This is a genomic window from Dietzia alimentaria 72, from assembly GCF_000226215.1.
Lineage (GTDB): Bacteria > Actinomycetota > Actinomycetes > Mycobacteriales > Mycobacteriaceae > Dietzia > Dietzia alimentaria.
This window is the reverse complement of record NZ_AGFF01000024.1, coordinates 1-21570: the sequence shown is the minus strand read 5'-3', so window position 1 is coordinate 21570 and position 21570 is coordinate 1. Positions and strand designations below refer to the sequence as shown.

29 protein-coding genes are annotated in these 21570 nt (G+C 65.4%); all 29 read right to left on the bottom strand.

Features of this window, described 5'->3' with window-relative positions:
- Positions 1–10 precede the first annotated feature (10 nt).
- Entirely contained in the window at positions 11–4981 is a 4971-nt protein-coding gene (locus tag ON04_RS12190) for a phage tail tape measure protein (protein ID WP_010541907.1), read from the bottom strand.
- Positions 4982–5003: 22 nt separating this feature from the next.
- The gene (locus tag ON04_RS16015; protein WP_010541906.1) at positions 5004–5327 is read right to left on the bottom strand and encodes a hypothetical protein; all 324 of its coding nucleotides are present in this window, start codon (positions 5325–5327) and stop codon (positions 5004–5006) included.
- 65 nt (positions 5328–5392) lie between these two features.
- On the bottom strand, positions 5393–5788 hold the full coding sequence (locus ON04_RS12180; protein ID WP_010541905.1) for a hypothetical protein: 396 nt from the start codon (positions 5786–5788) through the stop codon (positions 5393–5395).
- Positions 5789–5951: 163 nt separating this feature from the next.
- Entirely contained in the window at positions 5952–6386 is a 435-nt protein-coding gene (locus ON04_RS12175; protein WP_010541904.1) for a hypothetical protein, read from the bottom strand.
- Positions 6387–6445: 59 nt separating this feature from the next.
- Complete coding sequence (locus ON04_RS12170) at positions 6446–7045, bottom strand: phage tail tube protein (protein ID WP_010541903.1); 600 nt, start codon at positions 7043–7045, stop codon at positions 6446–6448.
- A gap of 71 nt (positions 7046–7116) precedes the next feature.
- A complete protein-coding gene (locus ON04_RS12165) occupies positions 7117–7500 on the bottom strand; it encodes a hypothetical protein (RefSeq protein WP_010541902.1) in 384 nt (127 codons plus the stop codon).
- 2 nt (positions 7501–7502) lie between these two features.
- Complete coding sequence (locus tag ON04_RS12160; protein ID WP_010541901.1) at positions 7503–7832, bottom strand: hypothetical protein; 330 nt, start codon at positions 7830–7832, stop codon at positions 7503–7505.
- Between the two features lies 1 nt (position 7833).
- Complete coding sequence (locus tag ON04_RS12155; protein ID WP_010541900.1) at positions 7834–8100, bottom strand: hypothetical protein; 267 nt, start codon at positions 8098–8100, stop codon at positions 7834–7836.
- A complete protein-coding gene (locus ON04_RS12150; RefSeq protein ID WP_010541899.1) occupies positions 8100–8462 on the bottom strand; it encodes a hypothetical protein in 363 nt (120 codons plus the stop codon). Before ON04_RS12150 ends, ON04_RS12155 begins: the two co-directional genes overlap by 1 nt.
- The gene (locus ON04_RS12145) at positions 8459–8833 is read right to left on the bottom strand and encodes a hypothetical protein (protein ID WP_141564768.1); all 375 of its coding nucleotides are present in this window, start codon (positions 8831–8833) and stop codon (positions 8459–8461) included. The genes ON04_RS12150 and ON04_RS12145 overlap by 4 nt, the downstream gene beginning before the upstream one ends.
- 67 nt (positions 8834–8900) lie before the next feature.
- Complete coding sequence (locus ON04_RS16010; RefSeq protein WP_010541897.1) at positions 8901–9332, bottom strand: hypothetical protein; 432 nt, start codon at positions 9330–9332, stop codon at positions 8901–8903.
- A 12-nt stretch (positions 9333–9344) separates the two neighbouring features.
- A complete protein-coding gene (locus tag ON04_RS12135; RefSeq protein ID WP_010541896.1) occupies positions 9345–10280 on the bottom strand; it encodes a hypothetical protein in 936 nt (311 codons plus the stop codon).
- A gap of 23 nt (positions 10281–10303) precedes the next feature.
- Positions 10304–10738 carry a hypothetical protein gene (locus tag ON04_RS12130; protein WP_010541895.1) on the bottom strand — a complete coding sequence of 145 codons (435 nt, stop codon included), beginning with the start codon at positions 10736–10738 and terminating at the stop codon, positions 10304–10306.
- On the bottom strand, positions 10738–12135 hold the full coding sequence (locus tag ON04_RS16005) for a phage protease (RefSeq protein ID WP_010541894.1): 1398 nt from the start codon (positions 12133–12135) through the stop codon (positions 10738–10740). Before ON04_RS16005 ends, ON04_RS12130 begins: the two co-directional genes overlap by 1 nt.
- A complete protein-coding gene (locus tag ON04_RS12120) occupies positions 12128–13456 on the bottom strand; it encodes a phage portal protein family protein (protein WP_010541893.1) in 1329 nt (442 codons plus the stop codon). The genes ON04_RS16005 and ON04_RS12120 overlap by 8 nt, the downstream gene beginning before the upstream one ends.
- 18 nt (positions 13457–13474) lie before the next feature.
- Entirely contained in the window at positions 13475–15079 is a 1605-nt protein-coding gene (locus ON04_RS12115) for a putative phage associated protein (RefSeq protein ID WP_010541892.1), read from the bottom strand.
- Positions 15054–15404 (bottom strand): hypothetical protein, encoded by a 351-nt coding sequence (locus ON04_RS12110; protein ID WP_238529320.1) that lies wholly within the window; start codon positions 15402–15404, stop codon positions 15054–15056. Before ON04_RS12110 ends, ON04_RS12115 begins: the two co-directional genes overlap by 26 nt.
- A gap of 455 nt (positions 15405–15859) precedes the next feature.
- Entirely contained in the window at positions 15860–16036 is a 177-nt protein-coding gene (locus ON04_RS16760; protein ID WP_158217839.1) for a hypothetical protein, read from the bottom strand.
- 250 nt (positions 16037–16286) lie between these two features.
- Complete coding sequence (locus ON04_RS12100; protein WP_010541889.1) at positions 16287–16934, bottom strand: DUF7341 domain-containing protein; 648 nt, start codon at positions 16932–16934, stop codon at positions 16287–16289.
- Between the two features lie 49 nt (positions 16935–16983).
- The gene (locus tag ON04_RS16295) at positions 16984–18126 is read right to left on the bottom strand and encodes an HNH endonuclease signature motif containing protein (RefSeq protein WP_010541888.1); all 1143 of its coding nucleotides are present in this window, start codon (positions 18124–18126) and stop codon (positions 16984–16986) included.
- A gap of 256 nt (positions 18127–18382) precedes the next feature.
- Positions 18383–18529 carry a hypothetical protein gene (locus ON04_RS16755; protein ID WP_238529228.1) on the bottom strand — a complete coding sequence of 49 codons (147 nt, stop codon included), beginning with the start codon at positions 18527–18529 and terminating at the stop codon, positions 18383–18385.
- Between the two features lie 154 nt (positions 18530–18683).
- Positions 18684–19001 carry a hypothetical protein gene (locus ON04_RS12095; RefSeq protein ID WP_010541887.1) on the bottom strand — a complete coding sequence of 106 codons (318 nt, stop codon included), beginning with the start codon at positions 18999–19001 and terminating at the stop codon, positions 18684–18686.
- Positions 18998–19378, bottom strand: a complete 381-nt coding sequence (locus tag ON04_RS12090) for a hypothetical protein (protein WP_010540393.1) — start codon at positions 19376–19378, stop codon at positions 18998–19000. The genes ON04_RS12095 and ON04_RS12090 overlap by 4 nt, the downstream gene beginning before the upstream one ends.
- A complete protein-coding gene (locus tag ON04_RS12085) occupies positions 19375–19665 on the bottom strand; it encodes a hypothetical protein (protein ID WP_238529319.1) in 291 nt (96 codons plus the stop codon). The genes ON04_RS12090 and ON04_RS12085 overlap by 4 nt, the downstream gene beginning before the upstream one ends.
- 5 nt (positions 19666–19670) lie before the next feature.
- On the bottom strand, positions 19671–19937 hold the full coding sequence (locus tag ON04_RS12080; RefSeq protein ID WP_010541885.1) for a hypothetical protein: 267 nt from the start codon (positions 19935–19937) through the stop codon (positions 19671–19673).
- Complete coding sequence (locus ON04_RS12075) at positions 19934–20221, bottom strand: hypothetical protein (RefSeq protein ID WP_010541884.1); 288 nt, start codon at positions 20219–20221, stop codon at positions 19934–19936. The genes ON04_RS12080 and ON04_RS12075 overlap by 4 nt, the downstream gene beginning before the upstream one ends.
- The gene (locus ON04_RS12070) at positions 20218–20433 is read right to left on the bottom strand and encodes a hypothetical protein (protein WP_010541883.1); all 216 of its coding nucleotides are present in this window, start codon (positions 20431–20433) and stop codon (positions 20218–20220) included. Before ON04_RS12070 ends, ON04_RS12075 begins: the two co-directional genes overlap by 4 nt.
- Complete coding sequence (locus tag ON04_RS12065; protein WP_010541882.1) at positions 20426–20806, bottom strand: hypothetical protein; 381 nt, start codon at positions 20804–20806, stop codon at positions 20426–20428. Before ON04_RS12065 ends, ON04_RS12070 begins: the two co-directional genes overlap by 8 nt.
- On the bottom strand, positions 20799–21570 hold a 772-nt coding region (locus tag ON04_RS16750; protein ID WP_033444287.1), incomplete at its 5' end, for a hypothetical protein. The genes ON04_RS16750 and ON04_RS12065, both read right to left, overlap by 8 nt.

Below are 21570 nucleotides of genomic sequence, written 5' to 3'. Positions count from 1 at the left end.
GTAACCCCCTCTAGACGATCCCGGAGATTCCGGCGCCGAGCCCGGCGGGCTCGCGTTCCTTCTCCTCGATACGGATCTCGATCAGATCGACCTTCTCGTCGAGCGCGGAGAGCATCTGCTCAACTTCGTCCCGGGAGAACGCCGACTTATCAGCGGGGAGAACCACCACCACCTGGTCGCCCTTGGCGGCCTTGGTGTCGACGTCGTCGGTGGTGCCCTCTGCCGGATCGTCGACTGTCAGTTCCGCCAACGCCGCGGTGTCAGGTACCGCCGTTGCCGGTTCCGCAGATTCGGCTACCGGGGCCGCGTCCAGCTTCGTGCCCAGGACCCGGCCGTCATCGTCGAGAATCGCCGGAGCAGACAACAACGGAGACTCGGCGGCCTCGATCAGCAGGTTCGCGAACGAATCCTTGAACTTGCCGCCGACAATCCCACCGAACCCGACCTGGGAGAGCAGCCAGTCACCCTCGGCTGTGCCGTACTGGCCGCCGTAGTGCTGGAAGTACTCCTGCCACGACCCTTGACGCCCTTGGGAGTCGGAGGCCATAGCCCAGTTCAGGTAGCCGTTCACCGCACCTTGGACCATCTGACCGGTCATGATCGCGGCATCCCTTGCCCGCAGTACCGCCTCGGTCAGCTGACTGTTGGAGGCGGTCCACTCCTCGAGTCGGGCAGTTTCCCCGGTCTCGAAGGCGTGCAACGCCGCATCGGTCGCGGCCTCGATGGCGTTCGGTCCGCCTGCAGCGATGCGCTCCAAGTCCGGCAGGATCGGATCCCGACCGAAGATGTCGAACAGTGCGTTCGCCACCGGGTCTCGGCCCGGCGATGCCTGGCCGGAGATGACCGCCTCCGCCAGGTCGATGTTGGACCGGGCGACCTCTTCCAGCGAGTCATCGAGCCGGACCGCCCGCCACGCGGGCCCCACCTCGTCGGTGGGCACCCGACCGGAACCGATCGGCCACTCACCCTTCGACCAGGCAATAGCCTTGTCGTTCAGGTAACCGGACACCTTCTCCCACTGCTGACCGACCGCGCCGGCCACAGTGAGCGCACCCTTCACCTCGCCGGGTAGCGCCGCCCACACCGCGGCGCCCGCAGCATCGAGCCCGGAATCGATCTGGTGCTGCACACCACGCCGGGTGTCGGCCGCGATCTTCTCCAGGTGATCGATCGCGTCGCGGCCGTCTCGGGCCATGACGCGGATCGGATCGAGAAGCTCAGCGGTAGCCATGACCAGGTTGGAGATCCAACGCCACTGCGGATTGGTCAGCACCGGCTCGACCTTGCCCGTGCCGTTCGCCGCCAGGGTCAGGCCGGGGGCAAGCCCGCCACCCTCCTCATACCAGTGCGGTGACTGCGCGTTCCAGAACGACAACGCGCCCGAAGCAGTGCCGTAACGGTCCTGGATGTACCGAATGCCGTACTCGATCTGCTTAGCCGGATCCGAGGTCTTCGGCCCGTACGGCGCCCACGTCGAGTCAAGGAACTGGGCGATCCCGTAGGCCGTCGACGTTGGGTTCTGGGCATTGTTGTTCCACCCGGACTCGCCCGTCCACAACTGCTTGAGAGCTTCCCATTCGCCGCCGGTCCAGCCGACCTGCCTTGCCGCAGCTTCACCTAGAGCGAGGTTGTCTCCGGCGACTCCAGTCAGGTCGATGTCGCCGTACTGGCCACCACCACCGGACGGGATCTTCGACAGCACCCAATCCTTGAACGTGCCGTACACCTTCTCGCCCAGACCGCGCCCCAGGCCACCGATCAGTCCGCCACCCTCAGGGATCGAGTCCATGATCGGCTTCATGATGGTGTCCATCGCCGAACGAACCATCCGCCCGATGACAGAACCACCATTCCCGCCGGAGCCGTCCGAACCACCCTCGAACACGCCGCCACCGAACGGCATCGTGGGTGGGGTGTTCATCGCCCAGTGCACGTGGTGCTGGTGGTTTCCGGCCTGAGCCCAGGTGTAGAACTGCCCGAACGGCCCCACGAACTGACCGTTCTTGATCGTGCGATCAAATCCGGGGGAGTCGTAGATCAGCTCCGCAGACCCGGGGTAGGTGTCCGCGATGTCGTTCGCCAACGCCAACTGCGCCGGGGTGTTGCCAGAGCCGTTGGAGAAGTCCCCTGCCATACCGGCACCGTGCAGGTCATTGGAGTTCCGGTACCCAGAGGTCATCTGGAGCATTGGGTACTTGTCCTGCACGATCCGGGTCATCGCCGCAACGATCCCGCCATCAGCGAACGCCAGGACACCACCGTCAGCGAACGCCGCCGAATCGCGGCCGTGCTTGGCGATCTCACCACGCATGGCGTCACGGTTCATGCGGTCCACCGCGGACGCGCCACCCACGGCGCGCGTCCACTCCGGGCGCATGATCGCCTCACCACCGGAGAGTTCCAGCCCTTGCCCGGTGCGGGGGTTGACGAACTTGTGCACGTCACGACCCGGGGTGTATCCGGGGAGGACACCACCAGAAGCGAACTCGAGCGGCATCGTATCGAGCTTCTTGTCGTCCATGCCGAGCCAGCCAGCGACCTTGTTCCAGACGCCGACGATGCCCTTGTTGTAGACGGTGTCGATGACGAACCGGATCGGTGCCGCGGTCTTCTCCTTGATGGTGTCCCAGACGCGGCCGATCAGATCGGTGGCGAACTCGAACCCCTTCGCAACAAGATCGACACCCTTCTTGAGCCCCTCAAACACGGGGTGGACAACGTTGTCGGCAACCCAGCGGATCCCATTGCCCAGGGCAGTCCACACCGGGTTGATGACGTTGTTCCACACCCACGAGAACGTGTCCCCAACAAGCCCCAGGCCAGCCTTGACGGCATCAAACACCGGCATGATGACGACATCCCACACCCACTTGATGCCCGCACCGAGCGCGTTCCAGACGGGCTTGATGACCGAGTTCCACACCCACGAGAAGTGCGATCCTACAGCGGTGAATCCGGCCTTGATCCAGCCGAATACGGGCGCCAGGACCGAGCCCCATACCCACTGCGCCACGGCCGCGAAGGCATGGAACACGGGCTTGATGATCGTGTTCCACGCGAACTGCAGGGCAGTGGACACAATAAACCAGTACGTCTTGATGTAAAGCAAGAATCCGGTCACGACGACCGCGGCGACGACCTTGGCGGCAGTCATGATCCCGTCAAAAATCGGCTGGATAAACGCCCACGCCACAGCGAACGCGTTCTTGACCCACTCCCAGCCGGTCACTAGCGCGCCGGTGAACGATGCCCAGATCGCCTGCCCGGTCTCGGTTTTCATGAAGAACCAGGTCAGCCCCGCGATCAGCCCAACAATGGCCCCGGCGATGAGTCCGAACACGTTCGCCCGCATCGCCAAGTTCAGGCCCTTCATTCCCTGCGTCGAAAGCAAGGTGACCACGTTCCAGGCGCGCTGAGCGACAGTGAACGCGACGAGCCCGGCCCGGGCTACTGCTAGCCCAGTCGCCATTGACCCGACCACGATCCCGAGACCGATCACTAGATTCTTGTTCTCGGAGATCCAGCCAACGAGATCCTGAATTGCCGGGACAACATTGTCACGCACCCACACGCCGCCCTGACGGAGCATCTCAAACGCAGCACGCGCGTACGGCTCCAGCTCCACGAGAGCTTCGTTCTTGAGGATCTGGAACTGCTCGCCGAGAGTGCGAGTTTCGTCCGCAAGACCAAGGATCGTGTCATCGGAGGCACCGATCCCGACCATGAAGTCGTCGACCTGGAGGGCCCCAGACTGCACGGCATCGATGAACGAGGCCGCACCCCGGGTGCCGAACAACCCCTCGGCGAGGTCGTATGCGGCGGCACGATCCCCGGCGGCCATGAACCCATCGATCGCGTTCACCGTCTCGAACAATGCATCCTGGGGGTCTTTCCCTGCTTCTGCGAACTCGCCCAGAGAACGGGTAAGCCGCTGGATAACCTGATCTCCCTTGATGCCGGCCTTGTCGAGGCTGCCGATCAGGGCCGCGGACTCATCGAAGGAGATGCCAAACTGGCGCAGAGCCGGTCCACCCTTACCGAGACTGGCCGCGAGCTCATCAACACCGACACCTGTGGCCTGAGAAACCCGGAAGAGAGTGTCGAGCGACTTCGAGGTATCCCCGCCGGCGACACCGAATCCGGTCATCGCCGCCGACAGATCGTTGATGTTCGGGGCCACCCCGGTGATGTTTTCCAGCTCCAGCATCTGCCGGGACACTGTTTCGAGATCGCCACCGGTGAGGCCAAGTCGGGTGTTCAGGTCAGCGAGAGTTGTGCCGACTTCACCCATTGCGTTCGGCACGGTTCTCATGACGGCCAGGGCTGACTCCTCCAAGCCTGCGAGCGCATCACCGGATGCTCCGGTGCCGACACGGATGTCGCGCGACATGGAGTGGAAGTCGGAGCCGAGCTTGACGAGGTAACCGGCGGTGGCGATTGCTGCTGCGCCGGCCGCCAGGATGCCGACCTCTAGCGCCTTCTGCGCACCCTCAAGGTCCTTTGTTGCCTGCTCTGCCTGCTCGGCTGAGAGCCGCGATTTACCGACCGCGTCGGCCTGCTCACGAGCTGCCCGAGCCGAATTGTCCTGCGCAGCCGCGAGGCCCTTCTGTGCCTGCTCCAGGTCGCGGCTCTTGCGCTCAGCGTCGGTAGTGGCCTCAGACTGGCGGCGACGCTGCGTCGCAAGGTTCTCCTCGGCACGTGCGATCTTAACCGGGTCGCCGGACTCCAGAGCCTTGTTGTACTGCTCCTGAGCGATCCGCACCTTACCGGTGGCGTCGGCGACCTTATTCTGCGCCTTCTCCGCCGCGTCACCAGCCTTCGTGACAGCCTTCTCCGACTTGGAGACCGCCGCCTCGAGCTCCTTAGCGATCTGCTCGCCAGCCGCCTTACCGGCCCCCTGCGTGCCGGACTTGAGCTTGCTCGCGAAATCCGACAGAGAGGGCAAAACGGGGACCCAGGCGGTATCTCCATCAACAGCCACAGCGCACCTCCTCGTCGTCGAACTAGCTTGTGGACGCTGTCACCGCGCCAGGATCGTGCTTCGCCCCACCGCCAGGACGGAGAGAACGCAACACCTCGATGGCCTTACTGGCGGACTTCCCGCCACGGTCGCCGAGCTTCTTCTCGTCACGGGTCCACGGGTACTGCCGCCATTTGGGCATCTTCGGCTTCTTGCGCTTCTGCCACACCAGACGCTGATCGATGATCTTGAGCATGTGGATCTGCTGCCAGGCCAGCGCCTCAGACCAGGTCCATTGCTGGCCGTCGTTCTGGGCCCGGTGCAGCGCAGAGGTAGGGGGCAAGCCGTTGATCAGGGACACAAGCATCCGCCCGGTGATCTCGCCCCGCCAGAAGGCGGCGACGGGATCACCGAGGGACGGATACTGGTGGATCAGCGCCGATTCGCACGCCTCCGGGTACTCCGCGAGGACCTCTGGGTAGGGTCCGCCTGCTCTGCCCACTTGCCGACCACGTCGAACAAGATCTGAGAGCTACCACCAGCGTCAAGGAACGCGTCCACCTGACCTTCGTAGCCGGTGACTTCCTCACCGAGGTACAGCTCGAGCATCTCGGAACTGAACTCCGACGGGAGAACCTTGCCATCGTTGAGGTCTGCGCGCAGCCCGGCGAGCTCATCGCGCCACTCGTCGTCGGCCATGATCGGATCCTTGATGTACAGCGTGAGATCCTCGGTCGCCTCCCACGGGAAGCACGTCTCACTGCCAAGCGTTTCTGCACGCTTGGCCTTCATCTGGTCGAGGGAATCGAGCCTGCGGGTTGTGGCCATTGGTGGCCTCCTTCATGTCGGGCTGTCGGGCATGGGTTGGCCCCGGTCGCGCGTGCCCGACAAGGCGCACGACCGGGGCCGTCAAAGGGGGCAGGCGTGACCTGCCGGGGGCCGGTGTGGGGGCAGGCTGGACCAGCCCCCCACACCGACCTACAACACCCCGCTAAGGGGCAGCCTCGTCTAGCGCGGCTTTGACTGTTCCGATCACCGTCGCCAGCCCTGCCAATCCGACGGGGTAGAGGATGAGGTCAATACCATCGAGGGCCTCCGCGTCCTGCTGGTAGTCGGTCTCGCCATCCGCCGCCGCGTGTGGGGACTGAGCGATCGCCATAAGGCCGCGAGATTCCATGAAAGACACCTCGCCGAAATCTGTAGGCTCGGCGGTAGCCCCAGGTCCGAGTTCTTTCCTCGTCCAACTTCCGCCCGTACGCGCATAGTTGGCGTACGGGATACCCACGTGCGGCACCCCGAAAATCGCTTTGACGAGCCGAGCATGATCCTCGACATGCCCCGGATCGCCCGCTGTGGGAGTGCGGTTCAGGCCAGTGAGGGTGTCAGCCTCGCTGACCGCCACCGCCTCTGGAGGATGAATAATCATGTCAGTCTCCTAGTACTGGTTCGAGTACGGTTCGCCGTATGCCCCGGGCGTACCGGGGCTCACGGGTTTCCCGAACCACCACCCGGCAGGTCCCAACCCTCGAGGAACTTGCGCTTGCAGGACCAGCCCTGTGCCGTCAGGTAGCCCTTGATCGTGATCGGGTATCCGATCAGGGAGCCCTTGCGGTACTCCTGCCCGCCACGCTCCGAGATGCCACCGTTGGGGATCTCGATACGGCGCCGGTACGGGTCGTCGATGACGTCGATACCGAAGAACACACGGTGCCTTTTCGGGATGTTGCCGTCAACGAACTCGATCGACCCGTCCGTGTTACGGGTCATGTCCGCTTCCTTCTTGCGGAAGTACAGCGCAATCGTGTCGTAACTGGTGGTCCACAGCGTGGTCTCCCACGTGATCAGGACGCTGGTGACGTCCTCACGGACCTCCGCGGTGGACTGCCACGGGGTGAAACCCTCGGTCGACTCATCGACCGCCTCGGTGATTCCCTCATCAGAGATCCATCCGAGATCGATGAACCCGGCAGGCCATTCGGCCATCCCCTCCGGGGCAGTCGTGCCGGTCGGGGCGTACATCAGCTGACCAGTCACACCCATGCGGACCAGTTCGTCGTCGTAATTGTCGCCAAGTGGGGCGCTCATAGCGGATCCTTCCAGTGAAATGCAGAAAGCCCCCGAGGATTCTCAGAGGCAGTCAAGGGGGGTTGGACCCGCTACGAGCGGGTCAAGAAACTTGCCACGGCACCGTAGCGGCGCACGTTCTCGTTACGGTCCGGCCGCGGAGTCAACGCAGGGCACCGGTCATTGACCGCCGCATGCGAGACCAAAGGCTCACGGAGCCGGGCCCGGACGGCCTGCCCCACGTTGCGGGCTTCCGTCTTGGTCGCGGCGTACACATCGATGTCGGCATCGAGTCGATCGATGGACAGGCGACCGTTCCACGACCGGTGCTCCTCGGTAGCAGGCAGAGCCCTCACCTGAACGAACGGAAGCGGCGAGTTTGGAAGCATCGCCACCCCGACCGCCGCCACACCGAGCTGATTAAGCGCCAGCCGGAAGTGGGCAACTAGCTCCGACTCGATGTCGACACCGGACACGTCTAGCTCTTCCCGGCGACCTTGGCCGACTTCGCAGCCGCGGCCGCCTGCGTGTCCGGTCCGGGAGCTCCGGGCAGGTCGATCTCCCCGGTTGCCTCCACCGAACTTTCAGCGGACTTGCCCGAGGCCTTCGCAGCGGCGAGAGCAGCATCGCGCGTCGCCATCGACGGACGCGCCGGCGGGGCGTCCTTCTCGCTGACGTACCGAGCCATGCCGGTACGGACCGCAGCGTGAGCCTTCAGCGGGCTCAGCTTCTCCTTCTTGCCGACCCTGGACGGGTCTTCGTGGGTAGCCCACTCGACCTCGATCAGCTTCTCTTCCTTCGTTGCCATGTCATACCTCTCTGATAGCGCGCCCAAGAGCGCGAGTTCCCGGTTTCGACTCGGTGCCGTACTCCTCGGCAGGCGAGTCCGTCACAATGTTCACGAACGCGCGTCCACCCGGCCGGATACCCGACTCGAGCGTGATCCGCGCTTTCCCGCCCTCAGCGTTAGTGATCGCCTGCGCCCGGGCCGCCTTCGCCCGCGCCACCTTCATCAGGTGCGCACGTACCTGCCGGTTTTGGTTGACCTGGTCCCACATCCGCTTGGATAGCGCCATCAGCCCGACACCCTCTCGAGCATCACTTCGACGTGATGGACACCGTTCGGCTTGATCGGGTGCGGAAACCGCAGCACATCACCCACCACTGCGAACACCTGACCGGCCGCAGTGCGGACCCGATCAACCGAACGCAGCGGAAGATCCCGGCCTGGCGGGGTGATGAGTTGCCACCCGGTCACAACCTGAGGCCGTTCCACCGGTCCCTCCGACGAGGTGAGCGGCTGAACGGACACGTAGAAGCCGACCGGCACCTTCTCCGGCGGCAACGTCCAGTCCGGAGACGGAGCGCCCGACCCGAACTCGTCCACCGTTTCCAGCGCCTTGAGGATGACGATCTCGGTGGTGAAGCCGCGGCTCACAGCTCAACCCGATCGCCGAAGTCCCACGAGGGGGACAGCGCGCTCGGCGCCCCGAACATGGCCAGATGCCAGTCCAGTAGCCGCAATGACCCCGCAGACGCCACTAAGCTCCCCGACCCTGCCAGGGCCCCGTTACGCCACGAGTACGACTGGTGCCCGCGGTACTCACCCGGTGCGATGACTTCCGCCACCATGTCGACGACGACGATCTTGGCCAACGCCAGGCTGTCATCGTCGCCCTGGTCGACTTGCACGTGCTGATCGAGGAGCCGGGACGCTGCAACGACGAGAGCTTCCGTGCGTGCGAGGTCGGACGTCGACAGATCACGATCGATCTGCAGCGCGACCTCCTGCGCATCTGCGAAGAGCATGGTCACCCCTTTCCCCGCCACCCTCCGGCGCACCGCTGCTCAGCGGTGCGCCGGAGGGGCGATCGTGTCACCCGAACTGGGCGATCAGGTCGGCCCGCTCGGCTGCGTCGGCCTCGTCGGGCTCCATCCCCTGGCCGACTGCGTACTCCCGCCACTTGGCCACCGGAGCGGTCTTGGCTGGCTTGGCCACCGGCTCGGGCTCGTCCGGACCGCCCTCGTCGTCGCTACCGGGATCCGAACCGTCTGGATCGGCGGGGGTCGGCTCTTCGGGCGTCTTGTCCGTCGCGGCCGGCGCCTTAGCACCAGGCTCGGGGGCCGACTTGCGGGTGGAGCGGCCACGAGGGGCTGGCTCCACCGCGCCCACCCGGAGCAGACGACGCTCGTCTGCGCCCGTCAGCTCGACCGTTTCGCCCTTGCGGTGACGCACGAACTGGAACGGCTCGTTCGGCTTGGAGACCACTTGATCCCACTGGTCTGCCAGGAGCGTGTACTTCGCCATCGGACTCCCTCCTTATCCCTTGATCCCGGTGATCCAGCAGGCCGCGAGCGGCTGATCGATTCCGTTGACCCGCTTACGCGAGGTGTCCGAGCGCCACGACTCGGTGGGGCCGCCATTCGGCCCGCCACCTTCCGGGTACATGGCCGTGGACTGCAGGGCTCGAGTATCGGAGAAGAACCCGACAGTGCGCCGCTCGACGACGAGCACCCGGTCCAGCGGCCACGACCGCGACTGCAGCGCGTTCATGCCCATGATCTGGTTCGGGAGCTTGCCCGTGTACCGGAGATCCTCGGTGGCGAGACTGTCCTTGTACACGTCGATGAACTTGTCGTTGTCCATCAGCACCGGTGTGATGGAGGCGGGCAGCACGACGGTGTCCGCCACGAACCCCATCGTGTCGTCCTCCTCGACGTCGCCGGACAGCGAAGCCGAGCCGACCTTCTCCATGGCCGCAGCGATGTCGTGTCGCGGATTGCCCAGCCCGTCGGTCCATGCCGCCGAGGCCGGGATCTCCGGGATCGCCGAGTGCGAAAGCAGGTAGCGCAGCGCCCGGTCGTCGTTGCGGATGAAGGTGTTGACGAGCTGGGTGATCTGGGTCTGCGCCAGATCGAGCCGACCCTCGTCGATCATCTCCTTCGAGACGCGGATACCGCGCGCGAGCTTCTGGGAGACCGCGATCTTCGGCAACCCGATCGCGCCCGCGGTCACCGGGATCTCGGAGAACTCCGCGACCGGCTCCGGCCCCTCGTCGAGGTACAGCGGCGTGGACTCGTTGTAGGAGACCATGCCGTTGACGTTGGGGCCCGCGTCGCGCAGCAGTGACTCGGAGAGAAACTGATTGGCGAGCATTTGAATGATCTTCGTCGGGACCAGCTTCGGGCTTCCGACGAGATCGTTGATGGTGATGCGGGGACCGTCGTTGACGCTCACCACTTCTGTGGGTGCCATGATGGCGATTCCTTTCTAGGGGTTCAGAGCGTCCGGACGAGACCGGACTTGTTGGCCGCGGACACACCGGCGGGCTCGGTGACGTACCCGACGATTCGGCCGGTCGGGCTCGCGCCCGCGGGCTTGACCTTGCCGTCGCCGGCGGACACCACGGCCTCACCGAAGGTGGCCGCGGCCGAGAACACGCACTTGACCTCGATGCCGCTGTAGGCGACGCCGGTGTACTCGGGAACCGCAACCGCAGACACGACCGGATTGCCGAACGCATCGTCGGGCAGCGCCGCGGAAGCGGCCGGGGCGGCGTCACCGATCGAGACGCCGAGCACCTTCGCCGAGTCTTCAGCAGCGACACCGATCTTCCCGCCAGTGCGGGCCTCCACGACCTGCCCACCGCGAACGGTCTCGGCAACATGGAAGGTCTTGGGTCCGTGCTTGGTGACAATGGGGATGGCAGACATCAGAAGCTCCAGTTCTGGTAGACATCGGACTCGGTGACGTCGGCAGCCGCGCCGACCTGGTCGCCGTCGTGGCCGATCTCAGCGACCGGCACGAGATTGTCGGGCTGGGAGGCCAGGACCTCTGCCATGCCCGGGTCTGCCTCGATAGCCGTGAGCCAGTGCTCGCGTCGCGAGGTCGGAATCTTGCCGGCGCGGATAGCCGCGCCAACCTTGCTCTCCCGGTCCTGCCGGGCCAACTGCTCCTGCGCCGCGGCACCCGCGGCGGCCTGATCGCGAACACTGTCGAAGGTGGCAGCGTCTACCACTGTGAGTCCCTTCGTTGCGGCGGAGGCTCGGATCTGATCGACCCCAAGGGTCGAGGCGGCGACCGTCTCGCCGTTGTCGCCGCCGCCAGCGGAGGCGGTCGTGGTGGCCGTGTCGACCAGCGCGGTGAGCGCGGTGATCACGTCCGGTGCTGTGGCGTTGTCTCCCAGACTGAGCAGCGTCAGCAGCTCCGCGGTCTGGGTTTCGTCGAACTGCATCGACGTTCCTTCCTCTTGGTTGTCACCGACCGCGGCGGCCGGAGATTGGGGGCGGGACTCGGCGCGCGAGCCCCACGATGCGACGGCGGTCTGCCCGGAGGCCGCCACGTATTCGCGCTTGACTTGTTCGGGCTCGCCCCAAGTGACGCCGGTGTCGCCGGCGGTGTAAGGGACTCGGTACAGGTTGCCGGTTTCGTCGTCGACCGCGATCACCTCGGGCGGGTCGACGTACAGCTCTTCGATCCACCACCAGTTGTCGGCGGCGGGCCCTTCGTAGAAGGTGCGGCGAACGTCCTCGATGGACTGCGAGGCCGCAACCTTGATGGCCTGTGGCATGGGGGTTCCTTCCCTTGTGACCGGCATCTTGAACGCTGATCCGGACGGCTTCTGGGTCTCGGCTGCGGACACTCCGTATAGCGCGGCGATGTCCTGCAGGCTGGAGAGTGTCCCGACACCGGGCGCAGTCACGCCCAGCAGCGCCACCGCCGTCAGGATGAACGGGTGCTCGCGTCCTGTCTGGTCCACAAACCCGTACTCGCCCTCAATGGACCGGTCCGGGTACGCGGAGGCGAACACTGTGGCCAGCCACTCGGGCACGCCCTTGTAGTCCCCGACGAGGGTTGACCCATCGTCGGAGACCCGAAGGTCATCTACCCAGCCGACTGCGGGCTCGCCGTTGAACCGTGGGTCGGTGTGGCCGAGCTTGAGTACGGGCCTGCGGATCGCGGGGGAGTCCAGCGCGGCCACCGCTGCGTACAGGTCGCTCGAGGTGACCGTCCACACGCCGGTCGAGATTGTCCAGGTGCCAACCTTGACCAGCTCTACGTTCGGGATCGTCTTGAGTACCGGCCGAGGCGGCACCACTATGTCAACCATCGCCGCCACCTCCGTCCGTATCGACCGAGCTCGAGCTGGGCCCAGGTTCGGGAGCACCAAGCGCCCGGCGTAGCCACACCTCGAGGTCTTCATCGACCGTTATCGCGCCCGAGTCGATGAGGGTTCGGACCGCCTGTGCGATCGCCATGTCCGTAGAGCCGATCGTGTCGAACGTCAGCGTCGGGGCCAGTACGTCGGCGCCGAACTGCCAGTCGACGAGATCGTCGATCACGTGTTGGTTAGTGGTGTCGGCGATCATCTGGGCGATCGCGTTCAACGACGTGATAAACAGGTCGGCTTGAGTGGAGGCCAGCGCGTACGATCCGCCCTTGCCGTCGAGGTTGAGGAAGTGCGCCAGCGCGGTCCGCGCGATCTGCGCATCGTGGTACTCGATGACGGTCCGCGCCGGGACAAGGAGTCCGGTCACGCCCTTGAGGTCGAGCTTGGCGCCATACGGTAGTCCCGCGCCAGCGGAGTCTCCGGCGCGGTAATCATTGGCCATCTTCCGACCCTTGGCGATGTCCTCAGAGCTTGCCCCGTCCGGCGCTGTATATACCGGCACACCGACACCGTTGCGGCGCACCGAGATCGCCTCGATGCGCAGCAGTTGGTCCTTGAGCAGCCAATGCTTGTAGGCGCCCCGTAGGAGCGAGGTGCCAGCCCAGTCCGCGCCCTCCCTCTCGTTGACGTACGCGACCAAGCGGTCCACCGGAATGAACCGCCGCCCGCCGTCGCGCGCCTTGACGGTTCGTCCGGCCGGGGCGGCCTGCTCGATACCGATCAGGCCCCCGTCATCGGCGACCTTGATGTCGGACAGCGTCGCCGGCATCCGGGGAGCCAGCTTGCGCAACTCAACATCTCCAGTGGCTGGGTCCACGCTGACGACCTGCTCGAAGAACATGTGCCCCAGAGGCAGTGACAGCAGCGCCAGCCGAAGGTGCTCGGTCCAAGAGAACCGTGACTGCCGGCGACGCGGCGCGGGATTGTCGCCCGTTGTGAGCGGGAGCCCGAGCTGCTCGGCGACGTACGCCGCCACCTCGGGCTCGGCGTCGCCCGGGTCGATCCGCCACTTCGTGGACCGGATCGGCAACGTCACCGCCTTGAGTACCGAAATGGTCTGCGCGTCCGCCCGGCGCATCCGATTGAACACCGATATCGACTGGGGCCACCGCAGCTCCGGGACCTCCTCAACGTCGGCGTCGATACTCCAGTAGCTTCCCGGCCCAGAGGTTGTCAACGACGGAGTCGAGTGCACGTAACCGACCTCGCCTACCGGCGCGGGTCCAGGTGCGGGAGCGGTGGCCTTCACAGATTCCGTCATCGGCCCTCCCTTCCTCGTCTAGAAGCTCGCGGTCATAAAATCGACACCGCCGGTGGCTCCGCCATTCGGATTCGCGGTAGCGGGCTCGTGCTCGGGAGCGGGCGGTGGCGGGACCGCAGCCACGTCGAACTCGTCCAGCCCCCACGCCGCATTGGTCAGCGCGATCACCGGCGCAATGTCTTCGTTCTTGGGTCGTTCCCACGCCGCGCCGCCGGCCTGCCCGATCTCGCGTAACTGAACGCGTTTGAGCACATCCCCGACCCTCGGGTCCCCGTCGTGGGTGTAGGTTCGCCCGTCGATTCCTTGCAGGAATCCGTTCGTCGCCTGGGATACTTGGCCGGCCTTCACGAACTCCGGTTCAATCCCCAGATCTATGAGGTCCTTGGTCAGCAAGTCCTTGGCGATCGACTTGCTATCTATCACCACTGCGACCGGGTCGTTAAGCCCGACCACCTCGGCAACCTTGCGCGCGATCTCCGACGGAGATCCCGGGCCCCGATAGCCGAGCTGCAGATGCTTGCCCGTCGACGTGCGGACCGCGGCGCCGATAGACCAACGTCGAGCGCGCCGCTGCGACGGGTCGCGCACCGTCTCACACTCGACCGCGATGCAGGACGCCCCCGCCGCGACAGCGTCGAGATCCTTGAGGTCCTCCCACGCTTCCGAATCAACCACGGGCGGCAACTCCTCCGGGCCTTCGGTCGGCCACTCGCCGATCCCCAGGTACTCGCACCCGAACGACTTACGGCCGGCCTCGGTCTTGCGGAACTTGCGCCACTCCGCGCTGAGCTTGTCTTCGTTCGCGATGACGCCATACGCAGGATTGGCGATCCGCCAGGTCTCCGGCTTATCCATCTCGGCGTCATCCGGCGCCCGCCACTCCGCGTAAAAAAGGCGATTCTCGTGGTCTAGGCCCCGCGCGCGTACCGATGCCAACTGCATGCCGTTCGGCTGTTGCTCGGCGTTGACCGCCGTCGATGTGTAGATACTCTGCGGATCCGGCGCCGCCATCTGTGTCGGCGACAGTGCAGCAAGGTCCGCGAGGTCCAGGTCGTATGCCTCGTCGTAGATGGCCAGGTCAATCCGGTCCAGACCGCGCGCCGCGTTCGGCGACCTGGTCGTAAACACAACCTGCGCACCGGACTTCAACACGATCGTGCCGCGCCCCTGCGAGCACGTGTGCGACTCGACCAGAGACAGTAGATCCACGTGACTCCGCACCATGTTCCACGTGCGCTTCCACAGCGATTTCGCCGTCTCCCACTGCTGCGCCGAGAAGATGATCTGCTCTCCGAGCTTGAACATGCGGTAGATGACCACCAGCGACAGGATCAGCGACTTACCGTTCTGGCGCGGGACGATCAGGCAACACTCCGGGTGAGTCCACGTACCGTCCGGGTTCTTGGCCATGATCTTCTCGATCGACCATGTCTGCCACGGCATCGTGCGGACCATCATCCGGCGCGCGAGCTCCACGACTTTCTCGCCGAGCTCCCAGCTGCCAACCTGAAACGACTGCGCGAACGGAGTCTGCCGACCCGTCAGTTTCGGCCACTCCGCCGCGATGATCTCGGCGAACCTCTCGTCAATGTCCTCGTCAGAGGTCGTCGAGGATGTTGCCAAGCTTTCCTCCGAGAGTGCCGGTTCCATCACGTCTCCTCCGGATCTCCGCGAGCGTCTGCCGGAACACCGTCGTCAACTGCCGCGCTTCCTGCATCACCGAATCGACCTTGATTTCTAGGACCTTCCCGCTGCGCCCCTCGGTCAGTTGGGCCCACATGTCGGTGTCGCCGCGAAGGATCGCGTCGAGCTGGTCGAGCCGATCCTTAGTTCGCGACGCCTCTTCGATCAGAGCGGTCAGGTCCGCCGGATCATCGTCCAGGGCAAGAGCCTGGCGCAGTCGAGCACCACCCGATGGCTCGGCGCCAGCCGGGTCGTCGTCGGTCACCTCCGGCACCTCCTGCATGTGAGTTTCGAGCCCTCCAAAAAACTCCTGACTCGATCCGGCAAGGGGTCAGGAGCGGGGGGCCCTCGGATATTTCTGGGGTGGGGGGTCTAAAGGCCAGTTCAGAACGTCGGCACGCGGCTCCGGAGGGCCTGTCTGGCCCGCTTGAGTGCTGGGGGAGACGTTCATGGCGGGCGGGGGCCAGACGCCTGTGATGGCGGGCCGTACGTCGTCCCGGCTTCCGTCGCCGCGTTGCCTGTTGCAGATCGCGTGGAGGAGCCGGGTGGCTTTCTCACCGCCGTGCGCCCGTGCCTCATCGTGATCCGCGTCGAGCTCCTGCGTACGGAGCATCGGGAGTCCACACCAGTAGCAAGGCGTTCCGTCACGATGCGCGCGGATCAGCCTCTCTCGCTGTCTCTGATGCTTCCACCCGAGGCCACGCTCGGTAGTCGAGCCCATCAGGTGAGCCGTTCGAGTATCTGTGCCCGTGCGAGGTCGAGCATGCCGAGCATGGTGGTCGCCGTCGCGTCGTCATCCTCGCTGCACTCGACCTCCACGTACTCGGTGCCTTCCGAATCGCAGCTGAGCGTGACAGTGATCGCGGCGAGGTGCATACCTTCTGGCGCTCGGTCCATGTTCACCTCGCTGTGTGGTTGAACCCGGCCGTCCGCCACACGGGGGGATGCGCGCCCTCGCTGATGCGGGGCCAGTGGAGAGATGCGCGCGGGCGGCTACGGCCGGGAGATTAGGTCCACGCTCTATGCCGCGGCGTGGGCTCACGGGTTCCACACGCCGACCACAGAGCGGGAACGACGAAGCGCGGCGGTCCAATGGACCCACCGCGCTCGCAAGGCGAAGCCTACCATCGTTTGCTGGACAAGCCAGTCACATCTTTCGTTTCGCGTGTCGCACGTGATCGAGCACCTCACTCACCGCATACATGCGAGAACGCGGCGGCCCATACACCGACACCTTCTCCCGCTGGCCCCACTTCCGGATCTGCTCAGCCGTCGGCTGGTACTCACCGTCGGTGTACTCGTCGACCAGCTGCGCGCACATCTCGGCCGACACCTGGGCGGTGGCCAGCCCTTCGGCACGCTGGGCGGTCGAATACTCATCGATGCGCCGAACCGGAGGCGGGGTGGTCAGCCCGAGGATGGTCGCGGCCCACGTACCGATCTCATCCGCGCAGTCCTGCGACCACGACTGCTGGGCGATCCGATGCACATGCACACCGAGATGAAGCGCAAGTGTCCGGTCGTCGTCATGCTCGGGCAGGTCGACGCCAGCACTCTCCTTCAGGTAACGAGACCACTCCATCAGACAGGTGTGGATCTCGTTCGCCACCGACAGTGCCCCGATGTTCAGCGGAGGCCGGGAGCCCGGCACCCGCGGGTTACGCGCAGCCCGCCCACCGGGAGGACTGGTCTCCAGCCTGGCGATGCGCAGCAGCTCGGCGGACGAGTCAGCGATGATCTTGCAATCGGTGGCCAGGGTGCGCACAGCCTGCCGGTCGAGGAACGTCTCGGTCACGAAGTCTCCTGGGATACGGGGTCGGACAGGTCGAGCAGGAGTGGCGGCATCAGCCGGCCTCACTCTCGGTCTTGCACTTGCGGCACGGCTCAGGCAGACCATGACGATCACAGTCCGAGCCCTCCACCAACAGCGGAGGACCGGCATGCCCGTAGTAGGGAGACCCCCACCTGCCAGCCACCTCCACCTCAGGACAGGCACCAGCAGAAGGCACACCCTCACCACCAGCCGGAGAACGACCACCACGACCACGCCGACGCCGCTTCCTAGAACCGGACGGCTGACCCGAGCCCTGGCCGTCACCCGGACCCTGGCCCTTCCCCACACCCCTACCCACTCCCTGCCCTGACCCTGCCCTGCCCGGGTGCGCGCGCGACGCGCGTACGGGGACACGATCTGGTTCGGGTTTCGGTTGGGTTACCCGATGGGTTTGCGATCGGGTCGGCGGTGGGTCGGCCGGTGGGTGCTCGTCGGGTACGCGCGGCCCTCGTTGTACGTCCTGCGGTCCGTCGTCGACAGCGCCGGGCGTCCCGGTCACAGCGGCCTCGTGCGGCGATCCCTGGGGTTCAGCGGCGCGATGCGGCGACCGAGGACGGTCAGCGGCGCGGTGCGGCGATCCAGTGGGGCCTGCGTTCACACGAGGGCGGCGTGCCGGGCCAGCGGCCGGCATAGTCGAGTCGGGTCCAGCGACGGACGCGCTGGGGCCTGCGAGCGTGCCCGGCACACGGCCGGCGCTATGGGCAGGGGGCGGGGACAAGGTCATCCCAGCCTGGGCAGGTGTGCGTTGTCCCTTGCGGCGGTTGCAGTCCCCGCACGCGAGGACAACATTCTCCGGGCCTGCCGCCTTGGTCGGGTCGACGTGGTCCAGGTGCGCCTTGCGCGTACCGCGGTGGTCGTACTTTTTGAGTACAGCACCGCAGTACCGACATTCCGCGACCGTCGGGTCAGACGGATCGAGGCAGTCACGCGCCCACACCTGGGCATGCAGCTTGGAATCCTTGAGCTCACGCCGTTTACGGCGAGTGGTCTTCACCTGGTCGGCCCGGTCGTAACCGAGATCCCACCAGTCGTGAAAGATCCACCCCTTCTCCGGCGGCTGTTCGCAACGTGGGCAGTCATGACCAGGCTCATGCCACAGGCCAACCCCGACGAGGATCCCGGCAAGCTCGATCGCCAGTCCAGCGTCCGGCATCAACCGGGCGATCTGGGAGCGAGTCACCATCCCATCGGACAAGGTTGCTTGGCAGTCAGCACCGGCCATCACCCACAGGAACCCTGCCGCCGGGCCGCGAAGGTCACCGTCCAGAACGGAGTCGGCCAGGTCCCGATGCTTCTGCGAGTTCGGGAGCTGGTCATCGATCTGGAAGAACACGGGTGGCCTCTCGGGTCAGGGTCGCGCAGGGCAGGACGGTGGTCGGGTGGTGGCGAGCGTGGCAGCGTAGGACTGCTCATCGTTTGGTGGCCTTCCACTGGTCCTTGAGCCTCAGCGCGTGAGCGAGATCTTTGCGAGCCCGGCGTACCGTCTCCGGGTCGCGCGCCCGGTCGACGGCGAGGCGAGCATTCTTGATGCGTTTATCAATCGCGGACATGCTCATCGGCTGCTCCCGCCCCTGCGTTTCTGTGCCCGGCGTCGCGCTTGCTCGCGGCGCTCGAGGCGCGCTTCTTCCTGTTTCCACGAGACTTGATCGGATGGCCGCACATGCGCCTCCGGTCGGGCCGCCGGGACGACGGAGGACTCAAGAAACCCGCTCATGTGTCCGCACTCCCGTCGTCTTCGAGCGCCCACGCTGGACGGTTGTATCCGTCGCTGCCCAGCCCTCGGCGCTCCTGGTCGATGGCGTCCTCACTGCCGTACATCCGCACACCCAGCCACTGAGTAGTCATGTACGTGTGGCAGGCGCATCCCCGGCAGATGAAGTAGACGCGCCCCTCGTGGATGTCGGGCTGGCGAACCTGCACCCGCCCGTACTCGTCGAGGAGTTGCGTTTCCATCACCATCGACACGGGTTCCCAGTGGTGGTTGCAGTCTCTGGGTGCGGCGAACTCGTGCGGAAATCCGGCGGTCATGTGTCTGCGCTCCCGTCACCCTCGGCCAGGTCGGCGGGAACCCATTGCTGGCATTGGCTTGCAGGCATGGCCTCCCACAGCCGATACAGCGTGTCGCCAGGCCGCATCTTGGTTCGGGCCTCGCTCTCGCTGCTGGTCTCAGCCCACAGTTGGTTATCTGCCCCTATGACGCGCCACCACCGTGCAGGCCGCGGATCGGGGGCCAACAAGAGAGCAGAGTGTAGGGCGCGGGCGATGACCTCGGCTCGGTCGTTGGGCTCGTCCAGCCACCGGTACTCCCACGACCGCATAGCCACGTCGATCACCTGTGCGGCGAGTTCAATCCGCGTGGATTCGGCACCGTTGAGCATGTCTGCGGTGAACCACACATTGGTCATTGGCCTGCGCTCCCGTCACCCTCGGCCCGGTCGGCAGGCTCGCAGTCGGTAACCCATCGGCGGCGGCGTTCGACCACTGCGGGCCGTCCACCCCATTCCACGATCTGGTCTGTCTCGGTCTCCTCGACCAGTGGCGCGGGGGCGAGCAGACCAGTGGCGGCGAGAGCGCGGGCGACACCGAGTGCGTAGTCCTCGTGTGCGTCTTCCGGGACGCCGAACGCTGCGCCTGCCTGGAATTCTCGCGTACGACGGATCGCCTCGGCCACCTGTTCGATGGTGTTGTCCATGCCGGTCACCGCGTGGCCTCGTCTCGATCACGCTTGCTGTATGTGCCCCGGTCGCGGGTGCCCACCAGGTAGGCCATGACCGCGACGACCATCATCGAGAACAGCCCCGCTGCCTTAAGCCAAGACTCGTGCCTGCTGTCGGCGATGATCCGCACGAGCGTGTAGGCGGCGAGGATGAACACGAACTCAGCGACCCAATCCCAACGGATGAATGCGACGGCCTTGTCGACGGTCTGTAGGACGGGTCCGCGCCCGTACTCGTCACGGCTCACTGCCCCTCCTCTACTCGTTTCCAATCCCACCAGGACTCGAAATTCCCGTCCGCTTTCTCCGCCACCCACCAGGTGCCGCAGCGCTCGCACCGCCACGGACGGTTGGCCCACTTGCGTCGAGCCCTGGGCTGGCTGGGGTGGCCGTACTGCCAACACGACAGGAACGGCACGAGCGAGGTCAGCGCGTGATAGCCGTCGACGTCCCGATCGGCGAGTATGGGGATCACCTTGCGCACCTTGTCCAGCGCCTCCCACCCCATCTCCGGGTCTGGCACATTGCTCATTTCTCAACCTCCTTGACCTTCTCGCCGCGCCAAGAACGGCCACAGTGCCTGCACCACGGGGGGCGGGCATCCCGGTGCTGGACTGGCCTGTGCTTGAGCTTGCCGGGGCACAGGTCCCGGACCACCTTGATCAGCTCCGCTTCCCGCATATCTAGCTGGCTTCGGTAGAGGTCGATCCCAAGCTGCTCGGGGGACTCATCTGTGTCACTCATCGCTCGCCCCTTTCGTGGAGTCGCTGTTCGGTTCGCCCAGACCGTGAATGACGCGTGTGCTCACGATCGTTGCCAGGTCTCCGACGATCTCGGCGGATACGCCGACGCGGGTCATGTAGTCGAGGTAGGCGATAAGGTTCGCGGTCCGCAGCTCGTGGGCGGTGACGGCGTCAACGCTGGCCGGCGAGGCCAGTACGCTCCAAACGGCGTCGGTCACCGCTTCCGTGGTGTGCTTCCGGTACGCGGCCTTCTGCTGACCGTGCGCAGCCCCGAGGTCCGTTCCGCAGGCGCACAGTCCCTGGATCTCATACTTATGCTGTTCAATAGCGTCCGCGACCGCCTGCGCGATCCGCTTACGTGCGGGGTTACTCATCGCCCAGCCCCCAGAACTGGCGTGCTGCGTCCGCATCCCCGTACCGGAGAGTTACGTAGTCCTGGGCACTCGTTTGCCCGAGAATGTGCCGAGCGAGACGGCGATACTCCTCTGCCGCCTCGGGTGACAGTTCATCAAAGCGGAATGGGTTGATCCCACGTCCCGCCTGCCACAGTTCTTCGGCCTTAGCTTCTACGGGGTCGACGGTGGCCTCAGCCTCGAAGGCCCGAGCGATGGCCTCATGACCAGCGGCATACTGCAAGTACTTCTCCGCGAACATGCGGGCCTGATCGGGGCTTCCCGCACTCCTGTCGAATGCGACTTTCTGGCTCCCGATGGTCTCCACCTCGACAGCGGACACGTCGGCTTCCCTGACGACGTACACAGCAGGGTCGTCACTGATCGCTGCGCACACACGTCGCGCCAACTGATTAACGGTGAATCCCCGGTAAATCCCATCCGCGAGTTCGGCCTCGACCACGTCCTGATCCACGGCAGAAGCGGTGCGGGCGAGGGATGCCCGCAGTTCCTTGATCTCGTCGGCCTGCTCAAGGATGCGCGTGTGGGCGCTGCCGGGATCACCTGTCAGGTGGACGCCAAGTGTGGCAGCGTCGGCCCTGAGGGCTGCGAACCTGTCCTCGGCTTTCTCTGCTCGGGCTACAGCCTCATCACGCTCACGCTCGGCATGCTCGGCGCGGGTAGTGGCCTCGTTGCGTTCACCTTGCATGCCTATCGCGACCATCTCCCAGTTGACGCTGGGCTCC